The organism is Micromonospora sp. HM134 (genome assembly GCF_007833915.1).
In the GTDB taxonomy this organism is placed as follows: Bacteria; Actinomycetota; Actinomycetes; order Mycobacteriales; family Micromonosporaceae; genus Micromonospora; species Micromonospora wenchangensis.
The window spans coordinates 4,128,365-4,148,059 of the sequence record NZ_CP041061.1 but is presented as its reverse complement, the minus strand read 5'-3'; the positions used below and the strand labels follow the sequence as shown (position 1 = coordinate 4,148,059).

Sequence of the window (19,695 nt, the reverse complement as noted above, 5' to 3'; positions counted from 1 at the left end):
TTGGCACCTGCGCGTCGGCCGGTCAAGAGGTGACCGGCACCCGGATCAGCCGGCGGGGAGTCGACCGGCCTCGATGGTGGCCAACGCGGCGGTGGCGCCGCCCAGCGCGGTGGCGGCGGAGTCCAGCGTGGAGGCGTCGAGGCGGCAGCCCCCGGCCTGCGGGGCGAGGGTCCGGGCGACCAGTTCCGCGCGGGCGGCCGGCAGCAGCCAGGGCGCCAGCGTGGCGAAGTGCCCGCCGACCACGATCGCCTCGGGGTTGAGCAGGTTCGCCAGGATCGACGCCCCGTGCCCCAGGTGCCGGCCGATCTCGGCGAGCCCGGCCAGCACGGCCGGTTCCTCCTGCCGGGCCGACGCCACGATCCGGTCGAGTTCCGGCAGGTAGTCGGTGACCGGGCCGTCCTGGGTGGCGTCGGGCAGCAGGCGGGCCACCACGGCCGGCAGCGCGGTCACCGCGGCCAGGCAGCCGCGTCGGCCGCACGGGCACGGCGGCCCGGCCGGGTCGAGGCAGAGGTGGCCGAGTTCCCCGGCGTGGCCCCGGCCGCCGCGTAGCAGCCGGCCACCGGCGAGCACCCCCGCGCCGACGGAGACCCCGCCGGTGATGTGGACCAGGTCGGTGGCGCCGGCGTACGCGCCGTGCCGCTGCTCGGCCAGCACGGCGAGGTTGGCGTCGGTGTCCACCGTGACGGTGAATCCGGTCTCGCGCAGCGCGGCCCGCAGGTCGGCGGCGAGCGGCACGTCCCGCCAGCCGAGGCCGCTGGCCAGGGGCACCCCGCCGGCGGTGTCGACCAGGCCGGGTACCCCGACGGTGAGGCCGAGCACGGTGCGGCCCTGCCCGGTGACCCGGCCGATCGCGCGTCGGGCCAGGGTGACCAGCGCCCGGACGGTGTCGGCGGGGGAGGCGGTCGGGGCGGGGAACGCCCGTCGCCAGGTGAGCAGCCGGTTGCCGCCCAGGTCCACGGCGACCACCACCAGGTCGTCCGCGCCGATCTGCAGGCCCAGCGCCGCGTACGGGGCGCCGTCGAGGACGAGCATGGTGGCCGGCCGGCCGACCCGGTTGCCGGTCAGCCCGGTCTCGCGGACCAGTCGCCGGTCGAGTAGTTCGGTGACCAGGCTGGACACGGTGGCCTTGTTGAGGCCGGTGGTGGCGGCGATGTCGGCCCGGGAGCAGGGTGCGTGCAGGCGGACGTGCCGCAGGACCACGGCCCGGTTGGCCACCCGGACGTCGCCCAGGTCGGTCGGCTGCGGTTCGTTGTGGATGCTGATCACGGTCTGTCCGCTCCCTGCGCCCGACGGTGGGGGTGCCACGCCGGTGCACCGTCGGTACGTCTGTTCGGCTGGAAACTCAACTAACTCTAGCGGCACGTCCGGAGCCCGGACAGCCACCCGGCACGGTGGGGTCAGTCCGGCGGGAACCACGGCACGAACGGCGTCGGGGCGACCGGTTCGCCGTTGAGCAGCAACCGGCGGGGGGTGTCGTCACCCACCACGCCCAGCCGGCGGACCCGCAGCGGCCCGTCGGTGCGTACCCGCAGGGTGTCGCCGTCGCGCAGCGCCTCCACCACGGTGTCGCCGTCGACGTCGTGCAGCACCGTGCGGGCGTCCACCCCACCCCAGCTGACCAGGGTGACGTCGTCGAACGGGCCGTCGCCGACGGTGCCTGAGGCCGCGACGAGCGGCACCAGCGCGCCGTGCCGGACGAACAGCGGCAGCCGGTGCAGCGGCACGGCGACCCGCAGCTGCCGGCCGCCGCCGTGCCGTTCGCCGGTGCCGGCGTCGATCCAGTCGTCACCGGTGGGCAGGTAGACGGCCCGCCGCCCGGACGGGTCGGTGACCGGGGCGACGAGCAGGTCGGTGCCGAGCCGGTACTGCAGGTCGGTGGTCCACGCGGTCGGGTCCTCGGGGGTGTCGACGAGCAGCGCCCGCATCATCGGCGCGCCGGTGCGTGCCGCCTCGACGGCCGCCGACCACAGGTACGGCATCAGCCGGTACCGCAGCCGCAGCGCGGCCACCGCGTCGCGTTCGGTCTCGGCGGGGAAGTCCCAGGGCAGCCGGCTGGTGGTGCCGTGCAGCCGGACCAGCGGCGACAGCGCCCCGAACTGGGTCCACCGCACGTACAGGTCCGGGTCGGGGGTGCCGTGGAAACCGCCGGTGTCGTGGCTCCAGAACGGCACCCCGGACAGCCCGTGCGACAGGCCGCCGCGCAGGGTGCTGGCCAGGCCGGGCCAGGTGGCGTTGACGTCGCCGCTCCACTGCGCGCTGTGCCGCTGCCCGCCCAGGTACGACGAGCGGGCCCACACCGTACGGTGCCCGGCGACCTCCTCGGTGAGGTCGGCGACGATGTCGTTGAACAGCAGGGTGTAGACGTTGTGCAGTTCCACGCCGGTCATGCCGTTGTGCGCCACCGCGTCGGCCGGGACGGCCTCGGCGAAGTCGGTCTTGAACACCGCCACCCCCTGCTCCAGCAGGGGCCGCAGCAGCCCCCGGAACCAGGCGACGGCGTCGGGGTTGGTGAAGTCGACGATGGCGCTGGCCGGGTAGCTGCCGTGCCACACGTCCGCCACGTAGGTGCTGCCGTCGGCGCGGTGCAGGAAGTAGCCGGCGCGCGCCGCGTCGGCGTAGAGCGGGCTGCCGGTCATCAGGTACGGGTTCATCCACAGGCACACCCGGAAGCCCTGCCCGCCGAGGGTGGCCAGCATCCCGGCCGGGTCGGGGAACGCCTCGTCGTCCCAGCGCAGCTCCGACCAGCGGCCGGCGACCTGCCAGTAGCAGTCCAGGTGCAGCACGTCGCAGGGGATGTCGCGTTCCCGGATGCGGCGGGCCCGCTCCAGCACCCGCTGCTGGCTGTCGGGGTAGAACCCCGAGGAGATCCACGCCCCGAAGGCCCACTTCGGCGGCAGGTACGGTCGGCTGGTCAGTTCGTCGAACCGGTCCAGCACCTCGACGGGGGTGGGGCCGGCGAGCACGTAGTAGTCGATCAGGTCGTCGGGGACGAGGATCTGCACGGCGCTGTGGGTGGACTGGCAGACGTCGAACTGCACCGGCATGCCGCTGTCGACGAGCACCCCGTAGCCCCGGTCGGACAGGTAGAACGGCACGTTCTTGTGGGACCGGTCGGACTCCCCGCCGAACGCGTCGTAGTTCCACATCAGGACCCGTTGGCCGCGCTTGTCCAGCGGGGTGAACTTCTCCCCGAAGCCGACGAACCGTTCGTCGCCGAACGCGACGAAGCTCTCGTGCCAGGCGACGGGCGCGCCGTCGGCGCTGCTGCGGCCGAACGGCAGGGTGCGCCGCCGGCCGCTGATGTCCCGGGTGCCCGGGTCCTGGTCGAGCAGCACCCGCCCGTCGGGGGTGAGGAACCGCAGGTGCCACGGGTCGAGGCGGATCTCGGCGACGACCGCTCCGGCGTCGATGAGCACGTGGGTGTCGTCCACGGTGATGGCGGCGGGGTGGGCCCGGGGGTGGACCAGGGGCAACGCGCGGGCCGAGCGGCTGCGGGCCTGCGGGTCCTCGGCGAGGCGGACCCGGATCACGCCGTGCCCGGCGGCGTCGAGGCGGACCACCAGGCTGCCGCCGTCGGACAGGGCGGCCTTGAAGGTGACCCCGTGCCCGTCGGTGGCGACGACCTCGGCCCGGCCGACGGTGGCGACCCCGTCCTCGCCCGGCTCCCGGACGGGCAGGTCGGGCGGGTCGGCCACGAACGTCTCGTACGGGACCAGCGGCGGTCGGTACGGCATCGGCGTCTCCTCGGGGGCGTTTTCCGGCGGTACCGACAGTTTCTTTGCCTTCCCAACGAACTGTCAACGATTGACTTCGATTGACCCGCGACCAACCCGATTGACATGGGTAAATCATCTCCATAGTTTGGGCACCTATCAAACAAAGTCGACGGGATGGTGGCTATGTGGGACGACGGCCGACTCTGCCACGGCGGTGACTACAACCCCGAACAGTGGCCCGCCGCCACCTGGCGCGAGGACGTCGCCCTGATGCGCCGGGCCCGGGTCAACCTGGTCACCGTCGGCGTGTTCGCCTGGTCCCGGCTCGAACCCGCCCCCGGCCGCTACGACTTCGGCTGGCTCGACGAGGTGCTGGACCTGCTGCACGACGGCGGCATCCGGGTCGCCCTGGCCACCCCCACCGCCTCCCCACCGCCCTGGTTCTCCCTGGCGCACCCCGACGCGCTGCCGGTCACCGCCGACGGCGTCCGGCTGCACCACGGCAGCCGCGACACCTACTGCGCCGCCGCCCCCGCCTACCGGGCCGCCGCCCGGGGCATCGCCGCCACCCTCGCCGCCCGCTACGCCCACCACCCGGCCGTCGCCCTGTGGCACGTACACAACGAGTACGGCACCACCTGCCACTGCCCGCACGCCGAGGCCGCGTTCCGGCGCTGGCTCGTCGAACGCCACGGCGACCTGGACACCCTCAACGCCGCCTGGGCCACCAGCTTCTGGAGCCAGCACTACACCGACTGGGCGTACGTCAGCACCCCCCGGGCCACCCAGTACCTCGGCAACCCCGGCCAGCTGCTGGACTTCCGGCGGTTCTGGTCGGACACCCTGCTCGCCGCGTACGTCGAACAACGCGACCTGCTCACGGCGGCCAACCCGGCGCTGCCGGTCACCACCAACTACGTCCTCGGCGACTGGGTGCCGGTCGACCACGCCCGCTGGGCGGCCGAGGTGGACCTGGTCGCCGTCGACCACTACCCGTCGGCCGTCGACGGCGGTGCCGAGGAACAGACCGCCCTCGCCGCCGACCTGGCGCGCGGCTGGGCGCGACACGGCCGCCGGGCCACCACCCGACCGGCCCCCGCCGACGGGCCGGCCACCTGGCTGCTGATGGAGAGCGCCGCCAGTCAGATCCACACCACCGGCCGCTCGCACACCAAGGAACCCGGCCGGATGGTCCGGCACAGCCTGTCCCACGTGGCCCGCGGCTCCCGGGGGGCGATGTTCTTCCAGTGGCGGGCCCCGGCGGGCGGCGCGGAACGCTTCCACTCCGCGCTGGTGCCGCACACCGGCCCCGACAGCCGGGTCTTCCGCGAGACGGTCCGCCTCGGCGAGCACCTCGACCGGCTCGCCGAGGTCACCGCTGGCGAGGTGACCGCGTCGGTCGCGCTGGCCTTCGACGCCGCCAGCGGCTGGGCGCTGCGCCACCCCGGCATGCCCTCGACCCTGCTCGACGGGCACGCCGAACTGGCCGCCGCGCACCGGGCGCTGTGGCGGGCCGGGTACGGCTGCGACGTCGTCGTCCCCGGCGACCCGCTCGACCGGTACCGGCTGCTCGTCCTGCCCGCCGTCTACCTGGCCGACGACGCCACCGCCGGTTGGGTCCGCGACCACGTCGAGGCGGGCGGACACCTGCTGGTCGGCTACCTCAGCGGGGTCGCCGACCCGCACGGCCGGGTGCACCTCGGCGGCTACCCCGGCGCGTACCGGGACCTGCTCGGCCTGCGGGTGGAGGAGTTCCACCCGCTCGCCGCCGACGAACAGGTGCTGCTCTCCGGCGGCGGCACCGGCCGGATCTGGTCGGAGACCGTGCACCTGGACGGCGCCGAACCGGTCGGCACGTACGTCGGCGGGGTCCTCGACGGCCAACCGGCGGTGACCCGGCACCGGGTCGGCGACGGCACCGCCTGGTACCTGTCCACCCGACCCGACGACCGCACCTACCGCCGGCTGGTCACCCAGGTGGCCCGGACCGCCGGGGTCGCCCCGGTCTGCCCGGACGCCCCGCCCGGCGTGGAGGCGGTACGCCGCGCCCACCCGCAGGCGAGCTGGCTGTTCCTGCTCAACCACACCGACCGGCCGCAGCGGGTGCCGGCCGTCGGGGTCGACCTGCTCACCGGCGTCCCCGCCGACGGCACGGTGATCCTGCCCGCCGGGGGCGTCGCGGTGATCCGCGAGGAACCGGCCCCGATGGCGTCCGTCACAGCCACTCCGCCGATGACCGGCCCGACCCCGCCCGCCTAACCTTGCCCCGGTGGGGACGAGGAACGCGGCGCCACCGCGCGCACTGCCGCTCTGGCCGCTGTACCTGATGTTCGCGGCGATGCCGCTGTGGTGGCTGCTCGGCGGCCTCTACCTCGGCTGGACGCTGTTCGGGATGCTGCTGGCGGTGGTCCTGCTCGCCCACGGCCGGGTGTCCTGGCCGCCCGGCTCGGCGCTGTGGTTCGTCCTCGTCGGCCTCATCGTGGTCAGCGCCACCCGGCTGGAGAAGGCCGGCAGCCTGCTCGTCTACGGCCTGCGGCTGGGCTTCGTCCTCACCGCCCTCGTGGTCTACCTGTACGTCTACACCGCCGCCCGGCAGGGGGCCCGCTGGGACCGGCTGTTCCAGCCGGTGCTGTTCTTCTGGCTGGCGATGGTGGCGCTCGGCTGGGTCGGCGTGCTGGCCCCCCGGCTGGCGTTGACCACCCCGGTGGAGGTGCTGCTGCCCGACGGCCTGGCCGGGCAGCGGATGATCCGGGCGGTCACCCACGTGCACTCCACCGAGTTCAACCCCACCGGTCGCAACCCGTACTACCGGACGGCCGCCCCGTACCCGTACACCAACAACTGGGGTACGGGGTTCGCGCTGCTGGTGCCGTGCGTGCTGGCGTACCTGTCGGCGGTGCGCACCGGGCCGCTGCGCCGGGTGCTGCTGGTGTCCCTGCCGCTGGCGCTGGTGCCGGCGTTCCTCACCCTCAACCGGGGCATGTTCGTCGGCCTCGGGGTGGGCCTGGTCTACCTGGGGCTGCGCGCCCTGCTGCGCGGCGACGTCCGGTTGATCGGCACGATCACCGCCGGGGTGGCCGTGGCCTGGGTGGTCACCCTCGTCGTCCCGGTCGGCGACATGATCATGAACCGGGTGGAGAACACCGACTCGACCCGGGACCGCGCCGACCTGTACCGGCAGACCCTCGACGCGGTGCTGCACTCGCCGCTGCTCGGCTACGGCGCACCCCGCAGCGCCGACACCACCACCGGCGCGGAACCTCTCGGCACCCAGGGGCAGGTCTGGTTGACCATGTACAGCCACGGCATCCCCGCCCTGCTGACGCTGCTGGCCCTGCTCGTGGTGCTGGTCCGCAGCACCGCCGTCGCGGTGTCCGCGGCCGGTCGGTGGTTGAGCGTGGTGCCGGTGGTCGCCCTCGCCCTCGCCCCGTTCTACGGGTTCACCGACATGAACCTGTCGGTGATGTTCTACGCGATCGGGCTGGCCGTGGCCGCCGTCGACGGCCCGGTGAACCGGGAACTGCCGACGGCGGCTCCCCGGCCGTCACCGGTCTGACCGGGTCAGCCGACCGCCACCGCGGCCCGGGACCGGTCCGCCGCGATCCGCACCGCCATCGCCGCGAGCACGCTGCCGGTCACCCACCGCTGCACCCGCGCCCATCCCGGCCGGCGCACCAGGAACGCCGACACCGACCCGGCGGTCAGCACGATCAGCGTGTTCACCGCCAACGCCACGGTGATCTGGGTGCCGCCGAGCAGCAGGCTCTGCACCGCCACGTCACCCCGGGCGGGGTCGACGAACTGCGGCAGCAACGACACGTACAAGATGGCGATCTTGGGGTTGAGCAGGTTGGTGAGCAGCCCCATGGCGAACAGCCGGCGCGGCCGGTCCACCGGCAGTTCCTGCGGCGTGAACGCCGAGCGCCCGCCCGGGCGCAGCGTCCGCCACGCCAACCACAGCAGGTACGCCGCCCCGGCCAGCTTCACCGCCGTGTACAGCGGCGGCACCAGCACGAACACCGTGGCGATGCCGGCGACGGCGGCGGCCAGGTAGACGCCGAACCCGGCGGCCACCCCGAGCAGGGACACCAGCCCCGCCCGGCGGCCCTGGCTGACCGACCGGGACACCAGGTAGACCATGTTCGGCCCGGGTGTGAGCACCAGACCGAGCGCCACCAGGGCGATTCCCGCCACCGCACCGACCGCGACCATCGTCGCCCCCGTCCGCCGTCCTGCCCCGCACCCTACGCCGTGCCGTCGTCCCGCGACGCCCCGTCCCCGACGGCAGGGGTTCCGGACGGGCGGCGCAGCGGCCACACTGCTCAGATGTCTGTGACCCTGCGGGCCGCCCCCACCGTCACCGCACCCGGACTGCTCCTGCGCTGCTGGCGCGACGACGACGTCGACGCGCTGGTCGAGGCGCACCGGGACCCGGAGCTGCGGACCCGGACCCGTAACCCGCTGACCACCCCGGCGCAGGCCAGACGCTGGGTCGACGGCAACCGGCAGGGCTGGGCGGCAGGCCGCCGGTTCAGCTTCGCCGTCTGCGAACCCGCGCCCGACGGCGACCGGGTGGTCGGCTGCGTCCTGCTCAAGGACGTGGTGCCGGGCCGCGCCGACGCGGAGATCGGCTACTGGACGGCCGGGTCGGCGCGCGGCCGTCAGGTGGCACCCCGGGCGGTGGACGCGGTGAGCCGGTGGGCGTTCACCCGGTTCGCCGCGACCGGGCTGGCCCGCCTGGAACTGCTGCACCAGCTGGACAATCCGGCGTCGTGCCGGGTGGCGGAGAAGAGCGGTTTCCCGTTCGTCGAGGTGCTGCCCGCCCGGCCACCGTTCCCCCTCGACGGGCACCGCCACGTGCGGCACCACCGCTGAACCCGGGGAATGTCGCCCGCCCCGCAGGCGCTGCACCGGTGACGGCCGGGTGGATACGGTGGCCGGGGGAGGTGTCCGGAGGATGGTGGACGCGTGGGAGGCCTCGGTCGAGGCGCAGATCCGCAGCGCCCAGGAACGGGGCGAGTTCGACAACCTGCCCGGCATGGGCAAGCCGATCCCCGGCCGTGACCTCCCCTACGACGAGTCCTGGTGGATCACGAGTTTCCTGGAGCGGGAGGCGCTGCCCACCGACCTGCTGCTGCCCACCCCGTTGCAACTGCGCCGCCGGGTCGAGCAGGTTCCCGACGAGGTCCGTGACCTGCCCACCGAGGAGTCGGTCCGGGAGTTCGTCGGGCTGCTCAACCGGGAGATCGTGGCGTGGCTGCGGTACCCTTCCGGCCCCCGGGTGGCGGTCCGCCCGGTCGACACCGAGGCGGTGCTGCGCCAGTGGCGGGTCCACCGCGCCACCCGTAGCGCACCGGTCCCGCCCGTCCCGGCGCCTCCGCCACCGGCGCGACGCCCCCGCTGGCGCTGGCCGTGGCGGCGGCCACCGGCGTAGCCGGCACCCGCCGCCGGGTCAGTCGACGGCGGCCCGCCAGGTCCATTCGTCGCGTCGCGGCCGGCCGCCCAGGGTGGCCCGCCCGGTCATCCACAACAGCACGTCGGGCGGGTCACCGGCGGGCGCGTCGGGGAACAGCCGCCCCAGCACCGCCGCGCTGGGTGCCGCCGGCGGCCGCCACGTCACCCCGAGCCCCCGGGTGATGTCGTACGTGTGCAGCAGCGTCTCGGCGATGCCCATGGCGGCGAAGCCGGGCGGGTCGCAGGGTCCCCAGTGCCAGGCACGGGTGTGCGCGGGGACGGTGTCGAGCGCGGCGGCGAGCAGCCCCCCGCAGGCGGCCACCACGACCAGCACCTGCGCCGGGGTGGCGTCGGGGTGTACCCGCAGGTCGAGCGGGAGGTAGCCGGTGTCGGGCCGGCCGGTGAGCTGGGTGGCGTAGCCGAGCAGGTCGTGGGCGATGTGCGCGGCGGTCGTCCGGCACGACCAGTCCAGGTCGCCGGCTGCGGCGCTCCAGTCCCGGTCGGTGTGCGGGCCGAGCGTGCGGGTCAGTTCGTCGATCGCGTCCCGGACCCCGCGACCGGTCAGCCGTTCCTCGGTGGGCATGCGGCCGATCCTCGCACCACCGTGGCCGGCACGCCCGGGTCGCGTGGCGCGGCTCAGGCCGGACGTACGGGCTGCGGCGCGGCGGCGACGAGGGTTTCGATCACCGACCGGGCGGGCGTCGGACGCCGGCCGAGCAGAGCCTGAAGGGTCGGGTCGGTGACGGCGAACTCGCCCCGCCGGGCCGCCCGGTACATGCCGAGGGTGAATTCGGCGGCGGCCTCGGGCATGCCCCGGGCGACGGCGGTGGCCTTCCACTCGTCGTCGTCGACGACGATCCGGGTGACGGTGCGTCCGGTGAGGTCGGTGAGGATGGCGGCGACGTCCGCCAGGTCGAGGGCCTCCCCGGCGGTCAACGCGGGGGTGACGCCGTCGAGCACGCCCTGACCACCGGTCAGGGCGATGGCGGCGGCCTCGGCCAGGTCGTCGTGCGCGGTCCAGGACACCGGCCCGTCGGCCGGCGCCACCAGGTGCCCGGTGGTCAGGGCGTCGCCGATGACGAACCCGAGGGCACCGGCGTAGAAGCCGTTGCGCAGGGCGGTGAAGGGCATCCCGGTCGCGGCCAGATGCTCCTCGGTCGCGGCGTGGGTGACCTGGGCGGGGAAGCGGGAGTCGCGGGAGGCGGCCTGGTGACTGGTGTAGAGGATGCGGGCGGCTCCCGCGGCGCGGGCGGCGTCGATGGCGGCCCGGTTCGCGGTCACCGCGTCGCCGCCCCGGATGGCGGCGGACACGATCAGCACCAGCTCGGCCCCGGCGAAGGCGTGCGCCAGCGTGGCGGGGTCGGTGAAGTCCCCCCGGCGGACCCGGACGCCGCGTCCGGCCAGGTGGATGGCCTTGTCGACGTCGCGCACGCTCACCCCCACGGTGGTGGCGGGCACCCGGGCCAGCAACTGGTCGACGATCCGGGAGCCGAGCTGCCCGGTGGCACCGGTGATGACGAACACGATGGCGACCCTTCGACGAATCAGCGTTACGCCGCAGACGCTAACATCGATAGTTCGACGCTAACAAGTTGCTGTTATCGTTGATCCGTGACGGTGACGCCCGACAACCCGCCCCGCGACGACGTGCGATCCGACATCGTCGCGGCAGCCGCCCGACTGCTGCGCGACCACGGGGCGCACGCGGTGACCACCCGCGCCGTCGCCCAGGCCGCGGGCGTGCAGGCACCCACCATCTACCGGCTGTTCGGTGACAAGAACGGCCTCGTCGACGCCGTCGCCGAACACGTGATGGCCAGCTACGTCGCCACCAAGACGGCGGCCACGGATGCTCCGCCGGCCGACCCGGTGGCCGACCTGCGCGCCGGATGGCGCACGCACCTGGAGTTCGGCCTGGCCAACCCCGAGTTGTTCCGACTGCTCGGCACGCGCGGGCCCGGCGACCCGTCCCCGGCGTCGGTGGCGGGCCTCGCGGTGCTGCGCTCCCGGGTGCACCGGCTCGCCGCCGCCGGCCTGCTGCGGGTCGACGAGCAGCGGGCCGCCACGATGATCCACGCCGCCGGCACCGGCGTCATCCTCACCCTGCTGGGGACCCCCGCGCCGCACCGCGACCCCGGACTGGGTGACGCCGTGTTCGACGCTGTGCTCGGCGGCATCCTCACCACCGCCCCGGCGACCCCCGACCCGACCCTGCGCGCCGTCGCGGTGACCTTCGCCGCGGTGACGCCGGACCTGCCCGACCTCACCGACGCCGAACGCGCGCTGTTGACCGAGTGGCTCCACCGGTTGCTGACCCACCTGCGCGGCTCGCCGGGCTGATCACCGGCACCCGTTTCAGTACAGTGTCGGATGTACTATCCACGTCGTGGAGACGTCGACGTACGCCCAGGTCCTCGCCCGCTTCGGCCACGCCCTGTCCGACCCGACCCGCGCGCGGGTGCTGCTGGCCCTACGCGACGGGCCCGGCTACCCCGCCGACCTGGCCGCGCTACTGGGAACGACCCGGCAGAACCTGTCCAACCACCTCACCTGCCTGCGCGGCTGCGGCCTGGTCGTCGCCGTCCCCGAAGGCCGGCGTACCCGCTACGAGCTGACCGACCCACGGCTGGCGCACGCCCTGGGCGACCTGCTCGGCCTGGTCCTCGCGGTCGACCCGACGGTCTGTCCGGACGCCGACGGGCAGGGCTGCTGCTGATGAGCCTGCCGCCGGTCCGACCGCCGTCGGCCGGCCCGGCACCCGAACGACGCGCGGCGCTCACCCGGAGGGTGCGGCTGTTCGTCGCCGCCACCATCACCTACAACGTCGTCGAAGCGGCGGTGGCGATCACCGCCGGGACGTTGGCCTCGTCCATGGCGCTGATCGGGTTCGGCCTCGACTCGGTCATCGAGGTGGCGTCGGCGGCGGCGGTGGCCTGGCAGTTCGCCGGTCGTGACCCCGAGGCCCGGGAGAGGACGGCGCTGCGTGTCATCGCCGGCTCGTTCTTCGCCCTCGCCGCCTACGTCACCGTCGAGTCGGTGCGCGCCCTGTCGGGCGGGGCGGACGCCGAACACTCCACCGTCGGTCTGGCCCTGGCCGGACTGTCGTTGCTGGTCATGCCGGCACTGTCGTTCGCGCAGCGTCGCGCCGGCCGGGAACTCGGCTCCCGCTCGGCGGTGGCCGACTCCCGGCAGACCCTGCTGTGCACGTACCTGTCCGCCGTGCTGCTCGTCGGCCTGGTGGTCAACAGCCTGTTCGGTTGGTCCTGGGCCGATCCGGTCGCCGCGCTGGTCATCGCCGCCGTCGCGGTCAGGGAGGGCCGGGAGGCGTGGCGGGGCGACACCTGCTGCGCCCCGAACGCCGCCCTGCACATGCCCATCGACGCGGCACCGTCCGCAGTGGCGGGGACCGACGCTGCCGTGCACGCCTGCGGCTGTCGGCCGGGCTGCGCGTGCTGCGGGGCGTCGTCGTGATGCCGGGCCGGCCTGCCGACGAGGATCCGGCCGTGGACCGGGGCGCGTCGCCCCGCCCTCCCGTCGGCTGAAGCTCTGGGCGTCCCCACGGCTGACGCTCCCTCGACGTCCGCTCGCAGTCCCTGTCGGCGTCACCCAGACCCTTTATCGGATTACTGTTATCGGCAATCCGGTAAATCAGGTGGACTTAAAGGGCATAACGTCCAGACACCATAATGTCTGTTCTGTTGTTCCCGCCCGACGTCGGAACTGGTGCCGGTTCACCTCACGCCCGGGCCGCCGTGATGCCGGTGGCGGATCGGGCCGGATGCCGCGACGCGGGCCAGGCTCAGCAGGAGCCGGTCGTCCGCAGCTGGCCGAGGATGTCGGTGGGCGTCCGCCCGAGCAGCTCCCGCAGGTCGCCGGTCGTCGCCTCCAGCGCGCCGGCACGGGCCAGTCCGTGCAGCCAACCCATCGCCCCGGCCACGACCCCGGGTCGGGCCACGACGCCCAGGGCGGCGGCCAGCTGCGGGTACGTCCACACCGGCCCGGTGAGGGTGTAGGTCCGGCCCCGGGTGTCGGGGCGCAACAGGGCGGCCACGGCGGCTCCGGCCAGGTCCGCCCGGGTGGCGGTGTTCAGGCCCCGTCCCTCGGTGGCGTGCACCAACGCGTCGACGCCGACCGCCGCGTCAACGAACGGCTCGGTGTAGAACGGGTTCCGCAGCACCGTGTGGGCCAGCCCCGCCGCGGCGAGCGCCTCCTCGGTGGCCCGGTGGGCGTCGAAGAGGCCGGCGATGGGGAGGAAGCTGGTGTAGACGACGTCGGTGACCCCGGCGTGCCGCGCCGCCGCCACGACCGCGCGGTGCTGGGCGGTACGGCGGGCCTGGTCGAGTTCGGGTGACGACACGAAGATCAGTCGCGTGACCCCGGCGAACGCCTCGACCAGGGTTCCGGGGCTGTCGTAGTCGCCGGGGCGTACGGCGACCGCCAGGTCCCGCGCACGGCCGGGATCGCGGGCGACGGCCACGATCCGATCGGGCCGGACCCGTTCGCGCAGGTGTGCGACGGCGAGCCGGCCGAGGGCTCCGGTGGCCGCCGTGACGGCGAACAGGTCGTCGGGCATGGACACACCCTCGCGGTCGCCGCCACCGTGGGCAACCCGGTTTCCCGGGGTGTCCGCCGACCGCCGTCGGTGCGGTACGGGACGTCGGTGCCAGGATGGGGTGATGAGCGACGAGCCGATCGACCTGGTGTCCGCGCTGGCCTCCTTCGACCAGTTGTGGAGCCCGCGCATCGTCACCCGGGTCAACGACTACGACGTGCGGGTGGCGAAGGTGGCCGGGGAACACGTGTGGCACACCCACGACCACACCGACGAGTTCTTCCTGGTGCTCGACGGTGAGCTGCGCATCGGGCTGCGCGAGGAGACCGGCGAGCGGACGGTGGTGTTGCCGCGCGGCGCGGTGTACGTGGTGCCGCGCGGGGTGGCACACCGCCCGTCCGCTCCCGACGGGGCGTCGATCCTGATGTTCGAACCGTCGGGGACGTCCAGTGTGGGGGACCGGCACGACGAGGTGCCCGCGCACGTGGACGCCACCACCGGCCACGCCCTCTGAGCCGGACGTCACCCACCCCGGATGCCGACGGCGACCTGCGGGTGGACGCCGGGCGGCTGCGTGACGTCGCGCGCGCCCCCGCCCCGCGCCGTCCACCCCGCGAGCAGGGGATCTACTGGCGTACCGGGCCCTGACCGACGGCCGGGTTGACGCGTGCGCCACGACGCGGTAAATACTGAGGTACGAGTTGAGCCCACCCGACTCAACTCAAAGGACCTTCGGCCCGAGGAAACCGAGGAGGCACAACCATGCTGATGCGTACCGACCCCTTCCGTGAGATCGACCGGCTCGCCGAGCAGCTCTTCGGCACCACCAGCCGCCCCGCGGTGATGCACCTGGACGCCTGGCGCGACGGCGACCACTTCCACGCCGCGTTCGACCTGCCCGGGGTGGACCCCGACAGCATCGACTGCACGGTGGAGCGCAACGTGCTGACCGTCCGCGCGCAGCGCCGCCGGCCCACCTCCGAGGCCGTCGAACTGGTCGCCGCCGAGCGGCCGATGGGCACCTTCTCCCGGCAGTTGTTCCTCGGCGACACCCTCGACACCGACCGGCTGGAGGCCGCCTACGAGCACGGGGTGCTGACGCTGCGCATCCCGATCGCCGAGCGGGCCAAGCCGCGTCGGGTTCCGGTCACCGCCGGTAACGGACACCGGCAGATCACCGCCTGACCGTCACGCCCACGGTGGGGGCCGAACCGGCCCCCACCGGGCCGAACACCGTCGCGCCCGGGCGTCGGGCAATCCGCTCGGGCGCGCCTCACCGTGATTGCCCACCGGGGCTGAGAGTCTTTCTCGCATGCTGCGTCCCGACGGCCCCGTCCTGCCCCGCACCCCGACCCGCCCGGCGTTGGCCGGCACACCGGTCGACTTCACCGAGGCGTGGCTGCGTAACCGTCGGCTGTCGGCGCACACCCGCGACGCCTACCGCCGCGACATCGCCGGCTGGCTCACCTGGTGCGCCGGCGGCGACCTGGACCCGCTGCGGGCCACCTTCCTCGACGTCAACGCCTACGCCCGGCAGTTGGAGGCCACCCCGGCGGCGCGCAGCGGCCGGCCGCTGACCCCCGCCACCGTCGCCCGGAAACTGTCCGCCCTGTCCAGCTGGTACGAGTTCCTGGTGAAGCTGCGGGCGGTCGACGCCAACCCGGTCTCCGGGGCCGACCGGCCGCGCATCGACCGGGACCACTCGGCCACCGTCGGCCTCACCCCGCAGGAGGTCGACGCGCTGCTCGCCGCCGCCGCCGCCGACACCGGCCCGACGGCCGCCCGCAACCGGGCCGCCGTCGCCCTGCTGGCCGACCTCGGCCTGCGGGTCGGTGAACTGGTCTCCCTCGACCTGACCGACCTCGGTGCCGAACGCGGGCACCGCAGCGTCCGGTTCGTCGGCAAGGGTGGCAAGGCCCGTCGCCGGGCGCTCACCCCGGGCACCGCGTACGCGGTCGACGCCTACCTGGCCGAGCGGGCGGCGGCGGCCGGGGTGGCCGTCGAGGCGTTGACCGGGCCGCTGCTGGCCACCACCACCGGCGGCCGCCTCGACCGGCACTCGGTGTTCCGGCTGGTGCGCCGGTTGGCCGCCACGGCGGGCATCGCGGCGGCGGCGAAACTGTCCCCGCACTCGCTGCGGCACGCCTTCGCCACCACCGCCCGCGAGGAGGGGGTGCCGTTGGAGGACGTGCAGGACGCGATGGGGCACGCCGACCCGCGGACCACCCGCCGCTACGACCGGGACCGGCACAACCTCGACCGGGACCCGGCGTACGTCATCTGGGCGGCGCGGGCCCGGCGGCGCGGCTGAGAAAACCGATTGACGGAGTGAGCGCTCACTCCCGAGGGTGGTGCCATGACGGCACCCGGGGGACGCCGACGACGCGCGCCGGCCATGACCGCCGACCGCCGCCGCGCCATGATCGTGCAGACCGCGCTGCCCCTGCTGACCCGCCGGGGCACCACCCTGACCACGGCCGAGGTGGCGCGGGCCGCCGGGATCGGCGAGGCGACCGTGTTCCGTGCCTTCGCCGACAAGCAGGCGCTGCTCGACGCGTGTGTGGCCGAGGTCCTGCGCCCCGACCCGCTGCTCGACCGGTTGACCCGCATCGACAGGCGTCTGCCCCTCACCGGTCGGCTCACCGAGGCCGCCGTGGTGATCCACGCCCACCTGGCCCGGCTGGGCGCGGTGCTCGGCGCCCTGCACGCCGCCGGCCGGGCCCGCCCCGACCCGCCACCGGCGGGCGCGGCGGCGACGGCGGTCCGGCCGGCGGTGGCCGCCCTGTTCGCCCCCGACGTCGACCGGCTACGGCTCCCACCCGACCAGCTCGCCGACCTGTTCCTCGGCCTGCTGTCCCCGCCGGGCCCGCTGGCCACCACGGCACCGTCCACCACCGACCTGGTCGACCTGTTCCTGCACGGCGCGCTGACCCGGGTCAGGTGAGCAGGTCGAGGTGGTGGTGGGCGTCGGCGGAGACGTCCTCGTGCCGCAGCCACCGCCGGGCCCACAACCGGGCCGCCACCTCGGCCTGCCCGTCACCCCACGCGGCGTGCTCCACCAGCAGCGCCGCCGCCAACGCGTACGCCATCCGCAGAGCCAGGCCACGCGCGCCGGCCAGGACCGTCGCCGACGCCGGGTCGGCGGTTACCTCACCGAGGGTGGCCCGCAGCTCCCCGGCCACCGTGGCGAGGGTGTCGGCCAGGGTCGGGGACAACGGGCGGGCCGCGTCGGCGGCATCGGTGAGCCGACGCAGCAGCGGCGCCCCGGCGTCCTCCCGGGTGACCGCGCGCAGCACGTCCACCGCCAGCACATTGGTGGTGCCCTCCCAGATCGGCAGGACCTGCGCGTCGCGCAGCAACCTCGGCACGCCGGTGTCCTCGACGTAGCCGGCCCCACCGAACGCCTCCACGTACTCGGCGGCGCAGGACACCGCCAGCCGGCCGGTGGCCAGCTTCGCCAGCGGCGCGACCACCCGCAGCTCCGCGGCGGCCTGCGGGTCGCCGCCGACCTCGACCCGGCCGAGCAACGTGAACGCGTGCCCGGCCAGGGCGAACGCGCCCGCCGCGTCCACCGCCAACGCGCCGAGGGTGGCCCGGTGCAGCGGATTGTCGGCCAACAGCCCGCCGGCCACCCGCCGGGTGCGCGCGTACGCCAGCGCGTAGGACAGGCCCCGGCGTATCCCCGACGCGGCGGCCGACGCGTTGTGCACCCGGGTCACCACCACCAGGGTCATCGCCCGCACCAGCCCCGGCACCGCCGGGTCACCCAACGGCAGCGCGTACGCGTCCCGCAACCCGATCTCGGCGGTCGGCAACGCCCGGGTGCCCAACTTGTCCTTGAGCCGCCGCACCACCACCCCGGGGGCGGGACCGTCGGGGACGGCGGTCGCCCCGGCCAGCGGCGAGTCGGCCGCGTAGCGGGGCACCAGGAACGGGGCGAGGACCCGGCTGCCCCGCCCGGCCCCCTCCGGCCGGGCCAACGCCACCGCCATCGCCGCGTCGGCGGCCGAGCAGAACCACTTCTCCCCGGTCAGCCGCCACGACCCGTCGGCGGCCGGTCGGCCGAGGGTGCCGGTGCCGGACAGGTCGGAGCCGCCCTGCGACTCGGTCATCCACTGCCCGCTGACGATCGCGGTGTCCGGGTCGGTGGCGACCAACCGGGGCAGCCAGGCGTCGCGGACCTGCGCGTCGACGTCGGGGCTGCTCAGCAGCGCCGCCGCGCCGTCGGCCATCGCCACCGGGCAGGAGAAGGTCGCCGACTCCGGCCCGTACAGGTGCAGCAGGGCGTGCTGGACGACGCGGGCGGCGGCCCCCCACGTGCCGCGCGCCGACTCCAGGTAGGGCAGGGCGACCACGGCGTGCCGGGCGGCGGCGGCCCGCTGGGCCTGCCAGCCGGCGCTGGTGTCGATCCGGTCGACGCGCGCGCCCCACGGGTCGTAGCGGACCAGCGTCGGCGGGTGGGCCTCGGCGTCGGCGTGCGCGGCGCGCAGCGGCCCGGTGACGTCGGCGGCGAGCGCGGCCAGCCGGTCCTGCGCGGCGGTGTGCCCGGCCGCGCCCAGCTGCCGGGTCAGCCACGACCGCAGCAGCCGGTCACCGGCGTACGGGTCGTCGATGTCCGGTACCGGCTGCACGTAGCGGCTCATCCGTCGCTCCTTCACCAGGGGTGTGCGCCGACGGTAGACGATCGCCCCGGCCGCGCGACAGGGGGCGAACCGCCTGCGCGGCCCCGGCCCGTCCGCCTACCGTCGCAGGTGATGAGCGTGCGGCAGGCGTGGACGCGACCGGCGCGGCGGCGGCGCCCGGTGCGCACCGGCCTGTTCCTGGGTGGCCTCGCCGTCGGCCTGTGCCTGGTCGGGGTGGCCGGGCTGGGGCTGTGGAACGTGCAGGTGGTGGCGGGCGCCACCGGCCCGGTGCGGGAGACCGCCGACGGGTTCTTCCGGGAGTTGTCCGCCGGTGAGGTGGACCAGGCCTACCGGCGGTTGTGCGCGCAGACCCGCAGCCGGTGGAGCGAGGTCGGGTTCGCCGGCTGGGTCCGCACCCCGCCGGTGGTCACCGGCTACGAGATCCTCGACGTGTCGGTACGCACCCGCGACGGCCGGCCGGCCGGGGAGGCGGCGGTGCGGGTCACCCGCGACGGCGGGGCCGCCGAGCAGCGCCGGCTGCCGGTGGTGAAGGAGGACGGTAAGTGGCGGGTCTGCGGCGACCCGTACTGACCCGCCGGGCGGGTCAGGCGCGTGGGCCGAGGTCGCCGGAGCGGTAGTGCCGCCGGCACAGCACCTGGTAGCGCACGTCGGCGGTGTCGACGGTGTCCCCGATGACGACCTGCGCGCCCTCGCGGGCCACCCGCCCGTCGACGACCCGGGCGTTGAGCAGGCCCTCCCGCCCGCACCAGCACAGCACCTCCACCTGGATGCGGGCCACCTCGTCGGCCAGTTCGAACAGCCGCCGGGCGGCCGGGAACAGGCAGGACCGGAAGTCGGTGGCGAGGCCGAAGGCGTACACGTCGACGTCGTAGCCGTCGACCAGTTCGGCCATCTGCTCGACGTGCGCCACGTCGTAGAACGACGCCTCGTCGCAGATCAGGTAGTCGATGCGGACCCCCTCGGCCCAGGTGTCGCGGACCAGCGCCCGCAGGTCCAGCTCGTCGGTCACCTCCACGGCGGTGTGGGCCAACCCGATGCGGGTGGTGACCCGTGGCCCCAACGACCTGTCGATGCGGGTGGTGACCAGCCCCCGGCGGCCCTGCCGGGCGTGGTTGTAGTTCATCTGCAACGCCATCGTCGACTTGCCGCAGTCCATCGGACCCCAGAAGAACTTCAACGCGGCGGCGTGCAGCGGTCGGCCGTCGACGCCCCGCGCGGCGGCGCAACCGGTCCCCCCGTCGTCCGGGCCGGGCAGGGGACGGGCCAGGCAGGTGGGGGTGGCAGCGGCGTCGTCGGTCACGTCGGGGCAGCCTAGCCCATCGGCGCGGGT

At 74.8% G+C, this 19,695-nt stretch carries 20 protein-coding genes; 12 read left to right on the top strand and 8 right to left on the bottom strand.

Going from position 1 to position 19,695, the window contains the following annotated elements; genetic code table 11:
* Positions 1-45 precede the first annotated feature (45 nt).
* Positions 46-1,266 carry an ROK family transcriptional regulator gene (locus tag FJK98_RS17825; RefSeq protein ID WP_145920025.1) on the bottom strand — a complete coding sequence of 407 codons (1,221 nt, stop codon included), beginning with the start codon at positions 1,264-1,266 and terminating at the stop codon, positions 46-48.
* Positions 1,267-1,397: 131 nt separating this feature from the next.
* Positions 1,398-3,734, bottom strand: a complete 2,337-nt coding sequence (locus tag FJK98_RS17820; RefSeq protein ID WP_145920024.1) for a TIM-barrel domain-containing protein — start codon at positions 3,732-3,734, stop codon at positions 1,398-1,400.
* A 156-nt stretch (positions 3,735-3,890) separates the two neighbouring features.
* Here FJK98_RS17820 and FJK98_RS17815 point away from each other — a divergent pair, with 156 nt between their 5' ends.
* The gene (locus FJK98_RS17815) at positions 3,891-5,975 is read left to right on the top strand and encodes a beta-galactosidase (protein WP_145920023.1); all 2,085 of its coding nucleotides are present in this window, start codon (positions 3,891-3,893) and stop codon (positions 5,973-5,975) included.
* A gap of 10 nt (positions 5,976-5,985) precedes the next feature.
* The gene (locus tag FJK98_RS17810) at positions 5,986-7,272 is read left to right on the top strand and encodes an O-antigen ligase family protein (protein ID WP_240762111.1); all 1,287 of its coding nucleotides are present in this window, start codon (positions 5,986-5,988) and stop codon (positions 7,270-7,272) included.
* Between the two features lie 5 nt (positions 7,273-7,277).
* On the opposite strand, the gene FJK98_RS17805 is transcribed toward FJK98_RS17810, so the two are convergent.
* Positions 7,278-7,928: a LysE family translocator gene (locus FJK98_RS17805; protein ID WP_145920022.1), complete on the bottom strand. Its 651-nt coding sequence runs from the start codon at positions 7,926-7,928 to the stop codon at positions 7,278-7,280.
* A gap of 114 nt (positions 7,929-8,042) precedes the next feature.
* Between FJK98_RS17805 and FJK98_RS17800 the strand changes: the two genes are divergently transcribed.
* Positions 8,043-8,591, top strand: a complete 549-nt coding sequence (locus tag FJK98_RS17800) for a GNAT family N-acetyltransferase (protein WP_145920021.1) — start codon at positions 8,043-8,045, stop codon at positions 8,589-8,591.
* 82 nt (positions 8,592-8,673) lie between these two features.
* Entirely contained in the window at positions 8,674-9,150 is a 477-nt protein-coding gene (locus tag FJK98_RS17795; protein ID WP_145920020.1) for a DUF1992 domain-containing protein, read from the top strand.
* Positions 9,151-9,168: 18 nt separating this feature from the next.
* On the opposite strand, the gene FJK98_RS17790 is transcribed toward FJK98_RS17795, so the two are convergent.
* The gene (locus tag FJK98_RS17790; RefSeq protein ID WP_145920019.1) at positions 9,169-9,753 is read right to left on the bottom strand and encodes a maleylpyruvate isomerase N-terminal domain-containing protein; all 585 of its coding nucleotides are present in this window, start codon (positions 9,751-9,753) and stop codon (positions 9,169-9,171) included.
* A gap of 53 nt (positions 9,754-9,806) precedes the next feature.
* Complete coding sequence (locus FJK98_RS17785) at positions 9,807-10,694, bottom strand: NAD(P)H-binding protein (RefSeq protein WP_145920018.1); 888 nt, start codon at positions 10,692-10,694, stop codon at positions 9,807-9,809.
* 87 nt (positions 10,695-10,781) lie between these two features.
* Between FJK98_RS17785 and FJK98_RS17780 the strand changes: the two genes are divergently transcribed.
* Genes FJK98_RS17780 through FJK98_RS17770 form a run of 3 tightly spaced genes read left to right on the top strand, consistent with a single transcriptional unit; the run spans position 10,782 to position 12,641 of the window.
* Positions 10,782-11,510 (top strand): TetR/AcrR family transcriptional regulator, encoded by a 729-nt coding sequence (locus FJK98_RS17780; protein WP_240762109.1) that lies wholly within the window; start codon positions 10,782-10,784, stop codon positions 11,508-11,510.
* Positions 11,511-11,556: 46 nt separating this feature from the next.
* Positions 11,557-11,886: a helix-turn-helix transcriptional regulator gene (locus FJK98_RS17775; protein ID WP_145920017.1), complete on the top strand. Its 330-nt coding sequence runs from the start codon at positions 11,557-11,559 to the stop codon at positions 11,884-11,886.
* Positions 11,886-12,641 carry a cation transporter gene (locus FJK98_RS17770; RefSeq protein ID WP_145920016.1) on the top strand — a complete coding sequence of 252 codons (756 nt, stop codon included), beginning with the start codon at positions 11,886-11,888 and terminating at the stop codon, positions 12,639-12,641. Before FJK98_RS17775 ends, FJK98_RS17770 begins: the two co-directional genes overlap by 1 nt.
* Positions 12,642-12,969: 328 nt before the next feature.
* Here the strand turns inward: FJK98_RS17770 and FJK98_RS17765 are convergent, their stop codons facing one another.
* Complete coding sequence (locus tag FJK98_RS17765) at positions 12,970-13,743, bottom strand: NAD(P)H-binding protein (RefSeq protein ID WP_145920015.1); 774 nt, start codon at positions 13,741-13,743, stop codon at positions 12,970-12,972.
* A gap of 103 nt (positions 13,744-13,846) precedes the next feature.
* Between FJK98_RS17765 and FJK98_RS17760 the strand changes: the two genes are divergently transcribed.
* The 4 genes from FJK98_RS17760 to FJK98_RS17745 all read left to right on the top strand — a co-directional run bounded on the left by FJK98_RS17760 (position 13,847) and on the right by FJK98_RS17745 (position 16,666).
* Positions 13,847-14,236 carry a cupin domain-containing protein gene (locus FJK98_RS17760; RefSeq protein ID WP_145920014.1) on the top strand — a complete coding sequence of 130 codons (390 nt, stop codon included), beginning with the start codon at positions 13,847-13,849 and terminating at the stop codon, positions 14,234-14,236.
* Between the two features lie 248 nt (positions 14,237-14,484).
* A complete protein-coding gene (locus FJK98_RS17755; RefSeq protein ID WP_145920013.1) occupies positions 14,485-14,907 on the top strand; it encodes an Hsp20/alpha crystallin family protein in 423 nt (140 codons plus the stop codon).
* 127 nt (positions 14,908-15,034) lie between these two features.
* On the top strand, positions 15,035-16,033 hold the full coding sequence (locus FJK98_RS17750; protein WP_145920012.1) for a tyrosine-type recombinase/integrase: 999 nt from the start codon (positions 15,035-15,037) through the stop codon (positions 16,031-16,033).
* 45 nt (positions 16,034-16,078) lie between these two features.
* Positions 16,079-16,666, top strand: a complete 588-nt coding sequence (locus FJK98_RS17745; protein WP_205789034.1) for a TetR/AcrR family transcriptional regulator — start codon at positions 16,079-16,081, stop codon at positions 16,664-16,666.
* Here FJK98_RS17745 and FJK98_RS17740 read toward each other — a convergent pair.
* The gene (locus FJK98_RS17740) at positions 16,659-18,365 is read right to left on the bottom strand and encodes an acyl-CoA dehydrogenase family protein (protein WP_145920011.1); all 1,707 of its coding nucleotides are present in this window, start codon (positions 18,363-18,365) and stop codon (positions 16,659-16,661) included. The two genes, FJK98_RS17745 and FJK98_RS17740, sit on opposite strands and share 8 nt — an antisense overlap.
* 111 nt (positions 18,366-18,476) lie before the next feature.
* On the opposite strand from FJK98_RS17740, the gene FJK98_RS17735 reads away from it, so the two are divergent.
* Complete coding sequence (locus FJK98_RS17735; protein ID WP_145920010.1) at positions 18,477-18,935, top strand: hypothetical protein; 459 nt, start codon at positions 18,477-18,479, stop codon at positions 18,933-18,935.
* 13 nt (positions 18,936-18,948) lie between these two features.
* Here the strand turns inward: FJK98_RS17735 and FJK98_RS17730 are convergent, their stop codons facing one another.
* The gene (locus tag FJK98_RS17730; protein ID WP_145920009.1) at positions 18,949-19,665 is read right to left on the bottom strand and encodes a thymidine kinase; all 717 of its coding nucleotides are present in this window, start codon (positions 19,663-19,665) and stop codon (positions 18,949-18,951) included.
* Between the last annotated feature and the right edge of the window lie 30 nt (positions 19,666-19,695).